The 14,968-nt window shown below is 62.9% G+C and carries 9 protein-coding genes; 4 read left to right on the top strand and 5 right to left on the bottom strand.

Going from position 1 to position 14,968, the window contains the following annotated elements; all coding sequences use genetic code 11:
- Positions 1 to 7: 7 nt before the first annotated feature.
- From WJU18_RS00835 to WJU18_RS00820, 4 genes are all read left to right on the top strand, one after another.
- Positions 8 to 481, top strand: coding sequence for an OmpA family protein (locus WJU18_RS00835; protein ID WP_423458290.1), 474 nt, complete (start codon positions 8 to 10; stop codon positions 479 to 481).
- Between the two features lie 144 nt (positions 482 to 625).
- Complete coding sequence (locus WJU18_RS00830; protein WP_423458289.1) at positions 626 to 2,332, top strand: putative bifunctional diguanylate cyclase/phosphodiesterase; 1,707 nt, start codon at positions 626 to 628, stop codon at positions 2,330 to 2,332.
- 155 nt (positions 2,333 to 2,487) lie between these two features.
- Complete coding sequence (locus WJU18_RS00825) at positions 2,488 to 4,761, top strand: IPTL-CTERM sorting domain-containing protein (RefSeq protein ID WP_423458288.1); 2,274 nt, start codon at positions 2,488 to 2,490, stop codon at positions 4,759 to 4,761.
- A gap of 251 nt (positions 4,762 to 5,012) precedes the next feature.
- Positions 5,013 to 6,119 (top strand): helix-turn-helix transcriptional regulator, encoded by a 1,107-nt coding sequence (locus tag WJU18_RS00820; protein WP_423458287.1) that lies wholly within the window; start codon positions 5,013 to 5,015, stop codon positions 6,117 to 6,119.
- A gap of 22 nt (positions 6,120 to 6,141) precedes the next feature.
- On the opposite strand, the gene WJU18_RS00815 is transcribed toward WJU18_RS00820, so the two are convergent.
- From WJU18_RS00815 to WJU18_RS00795, 5 genes are read right to left on the bottom strand one after another with little or no spacing between them, the layout of a single operon-like run.
- The gene (locus WJU18_RS00815) at positions 6,142 to 11,817 is read right to left on the bottom strand and encodes an alkaline phosphatase D family protein (RefSeq protein WP_423458286.1); all 5,676 of its coding nucleotides are present in this window, start codon (positions 11,815 to 11,817) and stop codon (positions 6,142 to 6,144) included.
- The gene (locus WJU18_RS00810) at positions 11,802 to 12,386 is read right to left on the bottom strand and encodes an FAD-binding protein (RefSeq protein ID WP_423458285.1); all 585 of its coding nucleotides are present in this window, start codon (positions 12,384 to 12,386) and stop codon (positions 11,802 to 11,804) included. Before WJU18_RS00810 ends, WJU18_RS00815 begins: the two co-directional genes overlap by 16 nt.
- Positions 12,383 to 14,170, bottom strand: coding sequence for a hybrid sensor histidine kinase/response regulator (locus WJU18_RS00805; RefSeq protein WP_423458284.1), 1,788 nt, complete (start codon positions 14,168 to 14,170; stop codon positions 12,383 to 12,385). Before WJU18_RS00805 ends, WJU18_RS00810 begins: the two co-directional genes overlap by 4 nt.
- Positions 14,171 to 14,195: 25 nt before the next feature.
- Positions 14,196 to 14,540 carry a LuxR C-terminal-related transcriptional regulator gene (locus WJU18_RS00800; protein ID WP_423458283.1) on the bottom strand — a complete coding sequence of 115 codons (345 nt, stop codon included), beginning with the start codon at positions 14,538 to 14,540 and terminating at the stop codon, positions 14,196 to 14,198.
- A gap of 59 nt (positions 14,541 to 14,599) precedes the next feature.
- The gene (locus tag WJU18_RS00795; protein ID WP_423458282.1) at positions 14,600 to 14,797 is read right to left on the bottom strand and encodes a response regulator transcription factor; all 198 of its coding nucleotides are present in this window, start codon (positions 14,795 to 14,797) and stop codon (positions 14,600 to 14,602) included.
- Between the last annotated feature and the right edge of the window lie 171 nt (positions 14,798 to 14,968).

Below are 14,968 nucleotides of genomic sequence, written 5' to 3'. Positions count from 1 at the left end.
GACCTGCATGCAGATCCTCTTCTGGTGCTGCGCGGCCAGCCTGTCCTGGCTCGCGGGCTGCCAATCATCGCCAATGGCTGCCCCCGGCTTGACACCAGCCCAGCAGGCGGTACTGAGGGATCGAGGATTCGTGGAGGCCGAAGAAGGATGGGAACTTCCGATGTCCGGCAAGGTGCTGTTTCCGTTTGACAGGGCAAAGCTGGAAGCGCCAGCCCGTGCCCGGTTGATCGAGCTCGGCCGGGCTTTGTCGGGGGCAGGCATCCACCGTTTGCGTGTCGAAGGACACACCGATGCGCGGGGCAGTGACGCCTATAACCAGAAACTGTCCGTGGAGCGTGCCGAAGAGGTGAAGAGTCAACTGGTCAGCGGCGGCCTCGCGCCGGAAGGGATCGAAGTCCGGGGGTTCGGGCGAACGCAACCCCTTTTGATCGGGGACGATGCGGAAAACAGGCGAGTGGCGATCATTGTTCCTCTGCGTTGACCGCGGAATGGCAACGAAAGTGAAGAACAATAGAGAGCAGTTCACTGCATGACATGCGCAGTACTGAATTCACTTTCCTATGACATTTGAAAACCAGCTCGCCCTACCGGTTGAGGCTCCCCCCGGTCGCCACTGCTCGGTGCGATGCGCGCTCTGGAAATGGGCCACTGGAGCTGCCGGATTGCCAGGCAGCAGCTGGTATTGAGCGCGGAAGCAGCGGCCATCATGGGTATGGCGGATGCCGCGCCAACCTGCCTCGATGAACTATTGCCCCACTTCGCCGTGGAGTCGGCGGAACTGTTGCGCGAGGCCTTTGCCACTTGCGCACGAGCTGGCACGCCCATCGACGCGGAAGTACAGCTGGCGATGCCACGGGCCAGACCGCGCTGGGTACGCTTTGTCGGGGAGTCATTTCCCGGTACTTTGGACGAGACCGGGGAAATCCACGGAGCAGTGCAGGATATCAGCGCCTACAAGCGTGTCCGCGAGGAAACGTGGCGCCTGACTTTGTTCGACACGCTCACCGGTCTGCCCAATCGCCAATTGCTGATGGAGCGCCTGGAAGACACTTTGGGCGATTGCGCCCTTTCCGGACAGGAAGGCGCCTTGATGTTCATTGATCTGGACAATTTCAAAGTGCTCAATGACACCATGGGCCACTCGCATGGCGATCTGCTGCTGCAGCGAGTGGCCGAACGCCTGGTGAGGGACTTGAGCAAGACGGACATCGTGGCGCGCATTGGCGGCGACGAATTCATGGTGCTGCTGCGCGATCTGGACGCCACGCCCGCGGCAGCGGAAGCCAAGGCACATGCTGCGGCCGCCCATCTGCTTGAAAGCATCGCCGAACCGTTTGATCTGGATGACTACCTGCACTATGGCACCGCCAGTATCGGCGTGGCGCGATTTGGCACCGGAAGCGAAGCCACGAGCGAGCTGCTCATGCAGGCCGATCTGGCCATGTACCAAGCCAAGGACATGGGCGGCAATGCAGTCGCTTTTTTTCATCCCGCCATGCAAACGGCGGTCGCCGCCAGCGCAGCGCTTGGAGCCGATTTGCGGACAGCCCTCCAGGCGGACGGGCAGCTTTTCGTCCACTACCAGGCTCAGTGCGACCGCGCGCGCCGCATTACCGGAGTCGAGGCCCTGCTGCGCTGGCAGCATCCAGCCCGGGGCCAGGTCAGTCCGACAGAATTCATTCCAGTCGCCGAGAACACCGGCCTGATTCTTCCCTTGGGCCAATGGGTGCTGGAGCAGGCCTGCGCCCAGTTGGCGGCCTGGGCTTGCCAGCCGGGAATGGAAGACCTGAGTATCGCGGTCAACGTCAGCGCAAGGCAATTCGGCCATCCTGAATTCGTGAACCAGGTGATGGCCACTGTGGCCCGACATCAGGTGCAGCCCCACCTGCTGCGCCTGGAATTGACGGAAAGCATGCTGATAGGCCGGCTGGATGTCACCCTGGCCCGAATGAACATCCTCGAACAGTTCGGGGTGAGCTTCTCCCTGGACGATTTCGGCACCGGCTACTCGTCGCTGGCATACCTCAAGCGGCTCCCGCTGGATCAGTTGAAAATCGACAAAAGTTTTGTCGCCGATCTGCTGACGAACCCACGCGACGCCGCCATCGTCCGCACCGTCATCGGCCTGGCCCACAGCTTGAATCTGCGGGTCGTTGCCGAAGGGGTGGAGACCGAGGCGCAACAAGCATTCCTGATGGACGCCGGGTGCGACCTGTTCCAGGGTTATCTGCTGGCAAAACCGGCGCTTGCGCAGGAGGTGGCAACCTTCGTCAGCAGGGGCGAGGCGCCATCGCATCACAAGGCCGCAGCAAGGCCATCTACCGCATTTTAGGTATGGCGCGTCGCGCGCTTTGAGGTAAGCATCAGGCAAACAACGCGCAATGCCCGTATCAACCAGACGATGGCAGATACAGCAAGGTGCGATTCACTTGAAACCATTCCCGTGCCGACAAAGGCTCGCGGTTTGTTTACTTGAGCGCCATCACCATGAACGCAGCCATTGCTTTTCCGGCACAGGCCGGAATCCAGAAGCACCGTCATCAAAACCTGCTCATAGCAATCCTGTCATTCCTGCATAGGCGGGAATCCAATGCGCGCGAGAGTGGCGGGTCCTGGTGGCGGCGCTGGCTGCTGCCTCTGTATTTCATATTGCATGGGCTTGGACTATCTTCCTCGGCTTGGGCCGTCGATGCATGGCAGCAGACCAGCGGGCCGGCAGGATCAATACAGGCTCTGGCAATCGCCCCGACCACGCCTGCAACGCTATATGCAAGCACCCATTTCCTTGGCGGCCTGTTCAAGAGCGCTGATGGGGGTGATTCTTGGATAGAGGCCAACAATGGACTGGCGAATAGCAATACGCTTTCCCTGGCAATCGACCCTGTCACGCCTTCAACGCTGTACGCGGGCACCAGTGACGGCGTGTTCAGAAGCATCGACGAAGGGGCCCACTGGCTCCCCGCCAGCGACGGGCTGACAAACAACTATGTGCGGTCGCTGGCGATTGCGCCCACCACCCCACCCGTACTGTATGCAGGCACCGATGGCGGCGTATTCAAGAGCATCGACGGAGGCGCTCACTGGGCCGCGGCCAACATAGAAATAGCCCACCTAAGTATTGGCGCCCTGCGGATCGACCCAACCATGCCCGCCGTGCTTTATGCGGGCACGAACGGCGGTGTGTTCAAGAGCGTCGACAGTGGCAATACCTGGGTACCCATCACCAGCAACTGGTTCACGAGCAGTCTGTTGATTGACTCGGCCAGACCGTCAACCCTGTATGCCGGCTCCTATGGCGGCCAGATCTTCAAAAGTATTGACGGAGGCGTCAATTGGTCCTCCGCCCACGCCGGACTGGTTGACCCAAGGTACACAGTGCTCGCCCTTGCTTTGCACAATGACGGTCGGACACTGCTTGCTGGCGTCGAGGATAGGTGGTGGACAGGGCAATGCGGAGATAGGGGCGGCTGCGGAGGCGTTTTGGGTGGAGGTGTGTTCAAGAGCACAAATGGCGGAAACTCTTGGTCGTTGGTTAACAGTGGGCTAAGCTATGAGCCTGTGCAAACCCTTGCAGTGGACAGCAGCAACTCAACGCTGTATGCAGGCACAGGTTCCCGTGTTTTCAAAAGCACCAACGGGGTCCTCTCCAGAGATTCTCGCCTGCTGAATCTGGTGTTGACCTCAGGCGGCAATCCTGTCGCCCTGTCACCCGCATTCGACAGTGCTGTATCCGCCTACACCGCCACAGTGCAAGACACCCACAACGCTGGTGCCACACTTACCCCCACCGCCTGGATCGGCGACGTGAGCATCACAGTCAACGGTGGTACCGTCACCGATGGTGAGGCAACGCCCATTGCGCTTGACGTGGGCGACAACGTGGTCAATGTCGCGATCACCTCTGGCGATGGCTCGTCCACGCGCACCTACACGGTCACCGTTACCCGCCTTGGGCCTCCTGCCGCTCCCAGCAACGTGCAAGCCAAGCCCGTCGGCTCCAGCAAGGTTACCGTGACATGGACTGCTCCCACCAACACCGGCGGCGGCATCACCGGCTACGTGGTCACTGCCCAACCAGGCGGGCAAACCTGCACGCCCACGCCGCCCACGGCTACCTCCTGCACCGTGACCGGCCTTACCGACGGGCGGACCTACACCTTCACCGTGGAGGCTACCAACAGCGCCGGCAGCAGCTCTGACAGCGGCACGACGCCTGCACAATCCAACCCGGCCACGCCACTGGTCAACGCCCAGGCGTTCTCGGCAGCATCGCCTACTGGTTCTGGCACGCTGACCGCTACCGCGGCGGGTGGAGGCAGCACCTGCGGTTTCGAATACGCTCAGGTATTGCCCGAGGCGAATGTCAGCGTGGCGCCCGCCGCCCATCTGCATTTCCCGCATGGAGTGCTGGATTTTGTGCTGACCGGATGCAATCAGACTGATGTGACCGTTACGGTCAACTACCCCGCCCCTCTGCCGCTGGGCGTGCAGTACTGGAAGCTCAGTGGGAACACCTGGACGCCTTACGCTGGAGCAGTTGCCCAGGCCGGCGCGACCACCGCCACGCTCACACTGCGTGATGGAGGCCAGGGCGATGACGATGGCCAAGCCAATGGCCGCATCGTCGATCCAGGGCAAGTAGCTGTCGTTCAAGAAATTCGCCCCGGGGGCACAGTGGCCATCCCTACGCTGAACCAGTGGGCTCTGATGGTACTGGCAGGGATGCTTCTTCTAGTGGGATGGAGGCGGTCTCTCAGGTGAACTTCCATGAAGCGCAACCTCGAACTTATTTGTTGTATTCCGGCGACGGGCCTCATGCGTCCGCCTAGTACACCATTGCTCTTATAACTGGAGCAATCTCATAAGTTCCAGAGCTAGAAACAAGCCATCTCGCCCTTTCTCCCAGGTTCAATCGAGAAGTGTTCCTACCTGAGGCTGAGAGGGCTTCATACCTTTGGGGGAGGACACATTTGGCGACAGCCATTATCCTGCTCTCACACAGAAAAAGGGGGGTGGTGCAGACCATGTGGCGGGGAGACAACTGGGAAAACGTGGCCGGTCTGCTTTACGATGGCATCACCAGCCATGATGATTGGTATGCTGGACTGGACGCCATTCGCCAAGCGATGGGTGGCGTGTTTTTCCACCATCTCCGAATGAGGCTCGACGATTTCACCATGTTCGACAGCTTGGCCAACCTGACGGCGTCTGCGGACAAGGTGCGAGAGTATGAGCAGGAACATATTCACAACGATATCCGCATGAATATCGGGATTAGCGCCCCTGCAGGAAGCGTGGTGTTCGATCACGAATATTTCGATGCACGAGTGCTATCGCGCAATGCCGTGTATGCCGACTGGCTGCCTTCGATCGGTGTACGCCATACCCTGGTGATGAAGCTGAGCGCTGACGACGGCGTCATCGACACAGTGGGCGTGATGCGTGACAAGACTGATGCGCCTTACGGCGCGCACGAACGGCGCGTGTGCGAGCGGCTCATGCCGCATTTGACGCGCGCCAGCAAATTGCGCTCACGGACGGCGGGCTTGGCTTCCCAAGCTGCCCTGGGCATGGCCGCGCTGGATGCCATGCCGAGCGCCCTGGCCTTGGTGGACGAAGGTGGCCGAGTGCGCTTTCTGAATACCGCAGCCCGACTCACGCTTGCAAGTGGCGACCCTTGGTACATACATCACGACCGATTGTATGCCTCTGACCCGCTGGCGCAGGAAACCCTGGTGCGTTATATCGCCGTTGCCTGCCGACGCCAAGGGACACCACTCGCGGGCAGTGTGCGCCTGGGCCGGAACCTGCTGCATGTGCTGCCATTGCAACCCACGCACCCATTGGCCCAAGTCCACGATGAAATCCCCCATGCCTTGCTGGTCTGGGCCAGCCCTGACATGGCCCTTGGTACAAACCACATCGCGACCGCGCTAGGGCTTACCGAGACAGAAGCCCGCCTAGCCTTGATGCTGGCCCAAGGTCAAAGCATCAAGGATTTTGCTCAGACACAAGACTGCACCGTCAATACAGCCCGCACCCACGTGCGTAACTTGCTCGCCAAGACAGGCTGCCACCGGCAAGCGGAGGTCTCGCAAATGGTGCGGGGGCTGATTTAACTGCAGATGGCGAGTAACGCTTTCAAGCCAGCGGCAAGCGCTTGCGTACGACTTTGGCACGCGGCGCATCTCCAGCGTCGAGCAAGGTCAGGTGCATGCACACATCCAGCATCCGCTGACCACCGCTCAGGTCCTCAAGGCTGTTGACGCTATAACCCTGGCCATACCAGGCCTCGGTTTCCACCGTCACGGTGCAATCGTCAAACTTGATGGTTTCCCTCTCCATCACATCCTTGGGGTGCGCGTTGATCGCAGGAAACGGTGCATACAAAGGCGGCACCACGATGGCGTAGACTGTCTTGAAAGGTGCCGCTTCACCATCGCGTTGAAACCGGAGCGCGGACACAGCACTGCAGTGATAGTCGCCTGAGAGCAGCACCACGTTGCGTGCCTCGGAAGCGGCGATCGCTTTCAGCACCCGCTGCCTCTGCTCCGGCGCGAGCTGCCAGTTGTCAGCCCCTGGGTGAGACGCTTTGCCGCCGGTATCGAAGGCATGAAGGCCCGGTGCCAGCACCGATCCCATAGTGATCACCTGCAACTCGCCTGGGTCCTTACACGCAGAGAGCCATGCCTCGAGTGCGGTGAGTTGGGTGTCATCGCACACCTGCGGCCGGTCAAAACGCCTGCGCCGGCTGCGTGTGTCCAAGGTATAGAACCGGCTGCCAATCGCCTCGAAGCTGTAATCGAAGGATCCTTCTGCGTGAACGCCCTCGTTGCAGGGCGAATGCTTCCACTGATACGCCCTGACATAAGCCAGCGCAGCGTCGCGCAAGCCTTCGGCCTGGGCTTGTTCACGCTCGTGGCCGGGCCGGAACTTCAGGCGGTCCAGGCTCCACTCGTTATCTATCTCGTGATCATCGAGTGTCATGTAGGTGGGCAGCCGCGCAGTCACTCTGCGGAAACCCGCGGAATTGAATGCGCGCAGCGTGGCGCTGCGGATGCGCTCGATGGGCGAAAGGCTGTCGGTCAAGCCGGCCGTGGCGTCAGCGTAGATCTGGTCGCCCACCAGGCATATGAACTGCGCGGGGATGGTTGCCTTGTCCAGGCCGTCGGCGATGGCGAGCATGCTGGCGTCGGAACGGTCAGCCTCTACGGGGGTGCCAGGGTGCTGGCAGCAGGCGGCGACGAAGCACAGGTTCGAAGTGCCAGGTCCTTCGAGCATCCTCCCGGATACCCAGGCCATGCCCGCCTCTTCACCACCAACGGGATAGGCATTGCGCACCCTCCGGTTTATGGTGCGTGGCCAGGCTTGCAACGCGGCCTGCCGTACCAAATCCTGCTGGCGCCGCAAGCCGAGCAGGCCACGGCCTGCTTCCTCGAGCGAAATATCCGGATGCACGGGTTTGCCACCACCCGAAGATGGCGGCACTGGCTGCCGGAATTCGACGAACACGGGCGCAGGCCAAACGGCATGGAGATGCGGTTGCGGTGTACTCTCCACAAAACCGAGGCTCGCTTCGGGCTTGCTCAGCGAACGGATCTGGTGCATCACTGCTCTGATGGCGCCCATGGGTAGCTTGGGACGCCTTTGCCGAGGAACATAGCCGCTAGGGTCCAAGCGGATGCCCGCTCGCGCACCCCTGGAATCAGAAGGCGTACCCATAGGCACGGGCGAACAGGCCTCATCAGATGCTTCGCCTTTGCCGGATGCGAACGCGGCCTCAGGGATCTTGTGCACGCTCACCATGGCAATACGCAGCGGCTCGCCCGGCTTGCTGAAATCAGCCTCCTTCAGGTGCACCTCGGCCACCGCCACAGCGAGAGCGCCCTGCGCTCCGCTGCCTCCTTGGGCGGCAGCCGATAGCGGTATCCGCTCCACGTCACAGGTCAGCGTCCGCGCGTACTCGCCTTCACCGATCATGATCATCGCGCACTCTGCCGAGGTAGTGCGCTCCTCATCCACGGCGATCCAGATATTCAGCGTACGGACGTAGCCTTTCTCGCGCGCTTCTAAAGCGGCCTCACGGCTCCAGCCCAGTACGGGGCCTGCCAGCGGCGGCTGCACCACATAGCGCACGCGCTGCTCGGAGGGCGATATGGGCTCCCGGTTGATCTGCCCGGCATCCCGAAGAAATATCTCCAGCTTACTGAAGATCTCCTTGCGCATGGCCCGGCCAATGCCAATGGTGCAATCGAAGTGCGCGAAACTCGGCGCCTCGATCAGCAGATGGCCGTTCTCCGGCATGTTGGGCACGAAGCCCCGCAGCTGCCGGCGGGTTTCACGTGCCGAGTCGATGTTGAAAAGCTGGTTGTGCGTGCCATGCAGCAATGCCACCGGCATGTTCAGATACCGGGCCAGCCTGTCAGCCGTCACATAGACATTCTGCCCGTCGGCGTTGACCAGCCGCCCGCGTTCCACGCATAAACCGCCGTGGGCGAGGATCCCGGTGTTCGCCCGCCCGAAATACTCGGGCAGCCTGTCGTGCGTCTCGGGCTTGAGCCGGTCGTGCTTGAGCACCGGGGAGATCACGCCGCTCATCCGCTTGCAGGTACAAGTGGCTGCGCTCCACCGCATTCTGGGGTGCTCGCCGGGGCACTGCTCTCCGGGTAGGTGGGGCAAGGTACCAAAGAGGCCGTCCAGCACCGACGCCAACCCCGCCGAAGGCGCGCGCCTCGTCTCGGGAGGATCGTCTTCCCCGGGCGGCGCGTCCGCGGGAGACATGTTGAGATAGTCGATACCTCCCGCGTTCTGCAACAGCGCCGCCAGTTGCAGCCGCATCTGGGCATTTTCGCTCCCAATCAGATAGGGATGGATCTGGGAAAACGTCACGCTGGCCAGTTTGGACGCTGGCGTGAAGGCCGGCGCCTCTTCGGCGCTTGAAGTGTCAGTCGCCTCCGGATAGTGAAGCCGGCCGCTCAGGATCGACATCGCCATCGCGCCGGAGCCGATGCAGTGGGCAAACGTGTGGATCTGGAGCTGGGCACCGCGCTGTTCGGCCGGCAGCTTCCGCCGGATCCTTTTCAGCACGAGGTTCACCGCCGCGGGAATGTCGAATTCGGCGATCTCGTCCATGTTCGTGCGCAGCTTGGATGCTTCCAGCACGGGGCTCAGGCGGTATTCGAGCATCCACACGTCCATGCGCTGCTCATGGAAGAACGCGGCCAGGCCGATCTCGCCATGGCCGCGCTCGAACTCCTCGGGCACGTTTGACAAGGTGGACTGGGCGAAGCCGTTGAGCATGAGCATGACATTCGTCTGCAGCACGCCCGGGCCGCAGCGCCGGTTTTCTTCAGCGGTCACGGCATGGGGATAGTGCACCAGGAAAAGCTCGACATCCTCCTGCCTGGCCTCGCGGTTGCGCTTGACCCGGAAGCGATAAGGCCCTCTTGCCGGAATCAGCTGGGTGTTTCCGTCAGCCCCGCTCACCTGAAGCGGCGGATAGGGAAGCAGGGTGCCCGAGGCCTTCTGCGGCAACTGGTTGCCCCACATCCGCCTGATACAGGGGTCTGCCGCAGGTACATCGCGCCACCTGCGCTGCGCGTAAGCCACCTCGCGCGGCCCCACATCCGGAAAGCGCGTGGCCAGCAGCAGCCGCAGCATCCATGTGGCGTAGCCGGCCAGAGAGACCAGTGCATCCGGCGTGTTGCCGCGCATGCCGAGCTGAGGGGCGTAGTAGCGGGCCAGGTCGACCAGGTCCATCTTCATCTCGCCCACACCTATCAGTGCGCCGCCTGCACGATGAAGTCTGGCGTCCAGGGTAGTGAAAGCTTCCCAGGCGTTGCGGCGCGCCAGCGGTTCGCCGCTCCATCCAGCTCGCAGCAATTCACGCCAGCCCGCCGCATAGCCAACCCGCTTGGTACCCGTCAGCACATATTCGCGCGCGCCATGGCCTGGCCCTGCGGGCTCCCGCAACTGGATACGGTAGCTCATGAAGCGGCTCTCGGCCATGTGCCAGGCAATGGCCAGCTTCCGCCAATCAGCACGCTTAGATGAAGGAGACTTGGGCTGGGTCAACCAATAGGTCAACGCGACTCGTAAAGTCTCGCCCGCATGCCGCCACAAGGAACGCCGGGGGAGTACAGGCAGAAGATGCAGCGTACCCCCTATGACCGTCATCTCCGTCACGCACTGGCCATTTCCGTCGTCGATGCGGAAGCTGCCCGGCTCGCGCCCCGGCAGCAGGTTGGGCGTGGCCAGTACCACCGCATGCTCGGGATCTGCCGCGAACGCCTCCAGGCTGGGCAGCGGCATGTGCAGCAGCAGTCTGGCCCTGTGCTTGGCCTCGCCAGACACCGTGGATGAATCAGGCTGGTAAAGAAACTGCCGTGTTCGAAGCACTTCGGTGAAGCGCACAGGCACCTGCCGCCGCTCGGACGCCAGCGTCTTCTTGTCCCGCATGAGGGGCAACGGAAAATCCTCTGCGGCCGCTCGCGCATCGGGCAACCGCAGCCCCCAGTGATCGCAAGCGCGCTCGGCCAGCGCCGTGATGGTCCACAAGGGATTGGCCCCCAGCGAGCCGGGAACGATCGAACCGTCCAGAACGCAAAGCCCTTCGTGAACGCCTTTCGGATCGTGTGCGCCCGGATCAAAGACGCGCCCCATGTGATCCACTACGCCGGTGTTCACGTTGTCGCCCATGCAGCACCCGCCCAGAGGGTGAACCGTCACACCGCTGAGGGCCCGGTCATGGGGTCCAGGTGCTGCCCTCAACTCGCGGGGCATCGGATGAAGCAAAGGGTTCTCAAGCAACCGGCCACCGCGTTGCGCCACCCCGCGGCTGAGGACGTCCATCTGATGGCTGCCGACTTGCGCAAGCTCCTGGGTGTCGTAGGTGATCGACAGCCCTGCCTTGGGATCAAAGCGCATGCGCCCGCCGCTTCGGTCGTGCCCCACCAGCAGCAGCAACTGCGTGTGGCTCAAGCTCCTGGGATGCAGGCTGATCCCGTCGTACAGGGGACGGGACGCGCGCGCGAGCCGGCTGGGCGGCAGAGGCTGAAAGCGAGCCAGTTGGGCCCAGGCGCCGAAGCTGGTCAGCAGCTCATGGTAGATGCCCGCCAGAGCGCGCGGCACGGCGGCGTCCTGGATCAGAAACCGCTGCTCGACATGTTCGCTGCCCACCTGGATGCACCCGGTAATGGTGGGGCCCACGGCCTGGCCGTCGCGCGCCACGCCTGCCGCGCCCACCCCGACGCCATTGACTTCTTCCGGCTGCAGGTGAATCGCCGCCAGGTTGTCACCGTTGGTGCTCAGCCGCTGGCCCAGATGCCGGGAAAAGCGCAGCCGCGATCCGGCTCGCTCCTGGGAGCGAAGGAGGATTTCCGTGCTGCCAAAAGTGCCGGCCGCCAGCACCACCCGCTTGGCGCGCACATATCTGATGGGCGCGTCCATGCCCCGTTCGTAGTCTCGCTCGGCGCAGCTGGGCACGTAGGCCACCTGCCAGACACCCTCCGGCAATTTTTCCAGCCACAGCACAGCGGCACCGGTATACAGGCGGGCGCCAGCCTTCCTGGCCCGGGCGAGATAGGAATGCGTCAGCGTGAGCTTGGCGTTGAAGTTGCACCCCGCCACACATTCTCCGCAGGCAGCGCACTGGCCTTCGGCAGGGTCACCTTTTCCCTTCTTTTCATCCAATACCGCGCCTTGCTTGTTGGCTCGAACCGTGAGCCATTCGGCCTCATCCATCCGGGTGGCCACACCGGCCTCCGCCAGGGTCTGCTGCAGCCTCCTCAGAGCCTGGTGCTTCAGCGGCTCCCCCACTCGTTCAGTTCGAGCTTTTCGCCATTCGGGCGGCTGCCCTGGAACACGCCGCGCAGGGGCTGAGCGCCAAGCATGTCCCTCGCACGGTCGTAGTAGTCATCAAGCGCTCCGGGCTCCCGCAGCAGGGCGGGCCAGAGCGAGACCTGATTTCCATTGTCTGTCTTATAGTAGCGCTGAAAGGTGTCAGCATCCGGTTTGCGCAACAAGTTGGCGTTGATCTGGCTGGTGCCGCCCAGGGCATTGCCCACGAGCGCTGCCAGTCCATCGCCCGCCCGCATCTCGAACAGCCCCTGCGGGTTGCCCTGGATATCCGGGCTGCCCGGCATCCGCATGCGCACCTGGCCGAACGCCTTGCCCAGGCCATCCGGGAACTCGCCGCTATGCCACTCCTCGCCCCGCTCCAATACAACCACCTCACTCCTTGCAGCAGCCAGGCGCAGGGCTGCGACGGAACCGCCATAACCGGAGCCGATCACCACCGCATCGACCGGGCGGCCCGCGAGACCGGCAAGGTCTTTCTCCAGGCAGGCTTCGTTCTGCGCCAAGGCTTGGGCGTGGGGTTCTGTCAATCTTCAAGCTCCTTGAACACCTGCAAAATAGCCTTCAGGTCATCGTGGCGCACAGGTTTCGTGAGTACCGGAAACTCGATGTCGCCCTGGCGCTGGGCAGCCAGGATCGCGGGATCGCCGGTGACCAGCGCGGCCGGAATCTCACCTAGAACGTCGCGCAGGCGGCCGATCAGCTCGACACCCGTTTCGCCATCGCCCAGATCCTGATCGCTGAGAATCACGTCCACATAGTCCAGCTCGCCGGCCAGCGCCAGAGCCTGCTCGGCCGAGGTGGCGGTGTGAGGGTGGCAGCCCCAGACGCGCAGCACGCTGGCCAGCGCGGCCAGCGAAGGACCATCGTCATCGACACACAATATGCGCAGCCCAGCCAGATCCGGCGCATCATCCAGCGATTGCGGAATGGTGTCCTCTGCCTTGACGCCAGTACGCCAATGCTCGGGCGGCACTACCAGCGTGAGTCGGCTACCTTGCGGCTGGTTGTCGCTGGCCTCGGGACCCATCAAGCGCAGCAGGCCGCACAGCCGCCGCACGATCGGCAGCCCCAGACCGAGGCCTGGCATCTGGCGCGCGCCAGGCCCCTGGTAATACTCCTTGAAAATGTGGCCGCGCACGTTGGCGGGAATGCCGCAACCGGTATCGGACACCACCAGCTCCAAGCCACGCGGACCCTCGGAGGTTTCGACGGTCACCGTGCCCGAGGAGGTGTACTTGATCGCATTGTCGAGCAGGTTACGCAGCACCCGCTCGAACAGAAGAGCATCGGTCAGGAGTTCGGCGCCGGCCACGCGGTTGACCATGACCAGCCCCTTGGCCTGGGCATGCGCGTTCATGATCTGCATGCAGCGCTCCACCATGGGCCGGAGCCTGATCCATTGCAATTCAGCGCTCACTGCCGAGGCTTCCAGCTTGGAAAAATCAAGCACGGCGCCGAACAGGCGGTCCAGCGCATGGATGGATTGCGCCATCTGGTTCGCCAGTTCACGTGCCTTGGGTACGGTATCCACATGCGCCAGCAAGCCATTCAGCAAGCTCAGCGCGTGCAAGGGCTGCCGCAGATCGTGGCTGGCGACAGCCAGGAAACGGGATTTCGCTGCGTTGGCCTCGTCGGCCACCAGCCTCGCTTGCTGCGCGGCGGCCATCAGGGCATCGTTCTCGCGGCGAATGCGCAAGCCCTCGATCACGCGTTGAGAAAAGTCGCGCGCGCTTCGAGCCATGACGGCAATGAATGCCAACTCCACCAGCAGCAGCTCGATCACCTGTGACAGCCCCGCATAGGCCCATCCCAGCGCCACGCCTGTGAGGATCAAGGCTGAATACACCACGAACACCAGCGGATAGACGCCCAGCACCGCCAGCGAAGCCGCCACCCAGCCGCACAGCACGGTAGAGACGAACAATTGCGTGCCACCACTCAGCCCCGACATGAACCAGGCGGGGCAAGCGCCCACCCAAGCGCCCGCCACCCCCGTCAGGCCGATATATTCGCGCAGCACCCAACGCCACCGGGGTGTGCCCGCGGCAGCCGCTGCGCCGGGCTCACCCAGCGAGCGGCGCAGAGTGTCGAGGCGCCGCCGCCGCACCCAATAGATACCCAGCGCCGGAAAGACCCACAGCAGTACCTGCCAGATCGGCGCACCGCCACCAGCCAGCGCCAGCGCCACCACCACACAGGCTGCCATCGGCGCGAAATTCTGCCGCACCGATTGCCCCAGGGCAAAGGCCATGCGCTCCGTCTCCAGAGCATGGTCTTCTCCCGGCGTGTCGACGGCAGGCGCTGTTGTCATGGATAGATCACGCGGCGCTTGGGCTCTAGATCCGGGCGCCCGACTTGGCAATGGCGTAAAGCGCCTCGGTGCGGTTGCGCACGTCCATCGTGCGGAAAGCCGCCGAAAGATGCGACTTCACCGTGCCCTCGGACAAGCCCAGCTCGCGGCCAATCAGCTTGTTGGGCATGCCCTTGAGGGCCAGCCGCAAGACGGCCCGCTGGCGTTCCGTCAGGCGGTCCAGCACCATCTCGGAGCCCGAGGCGATGGCTTGCGCCGGCACATAGACCCCGCCTGACAGCACGATGCGCAGCGCCCCCATCATGATTTCCGGGCTGGCCGTCTTGGGCAGGAAGCCCGCCGCGCCCATTTCCAGGACCCCTCGGATCACACTGGGCTGCTCCTCACCGGAGACCACCAGCACCTTGCTCGCGGGAAAGTGCGCCTTAGTCAGCTCCAGCGCTTGCAGCCCCCCGCGCCAGGCATGTTCAGATCGAGTAGCACCATGTCGAACGGCACCCCATTGAGCTGTGGCAGTGCCTCGCAGGACTCGACCTCGTGCAATTGGGCTTCCGGCATCAACTCGGCCAGCATCATGCGCAGCCCTCGCCGGAACAAGGCGTGATCGTCTACCAGCAGGATGCGCAAACCGGTCTCCTTCCTCTTTCGATTCAAAGCATACGGCATCCGTTTGTGACCGCGGCCCAACCTTGGGGGGATCTGCCCTCAACCAAAGTTCAGGATGCCTACAACCTCGTTTGTAACCGAAGGTTGATGACGAAGACACGGTGTAAACGGAAACTGGCCTCGAGGAGGAAA

The sequence above is a fragment of the Ottowia sp. VDI28 genome, assembly GCF_049532675.1.
GTDB lineage: Bacteria > Pseudomonadota > Gammaproteobacteria > Burkholderiales > Burkholderiaceae_C > Ottowia.
The sequence above is the reverse complement of the archived record's forward strand: the minus strand, read 5'-3'. Positions and strand labels throughout refer to the sequence as shown.

Bases quoted from the DNA above. Each gene is read 5' to 3' on its own strand.
- WJU18_RS00835 (WP_423458290.1), top strand. From the start codon at position 8: ATGCAGATCCTCTTCTGGTGCTGCGCGGCCAGCCTGTCCTGGCTCGCG.
- WJU18_RS00830 (WP_423458289.1), top strand. From the start codon at position 626: ATGCGCGCTCTGGAAATGGGCCACTGGAGCTGCCGGATTGCCAGGCAG.
- WJU18_RS00825 (WP_423458288.1), top strand. From the start codon at position 2,488: ATGAACGCAGCCATTGCTTTTCCGGCACAGGCCGGAATCCAGAAGCAC.
- WJU18_RS00805 (WP_423458284.1), bottom strand. From the start codon at position 14,170: ATGACAACAGCGCCTGCCGTCGACACGCCGGGAGAAGACCATGCTCTG.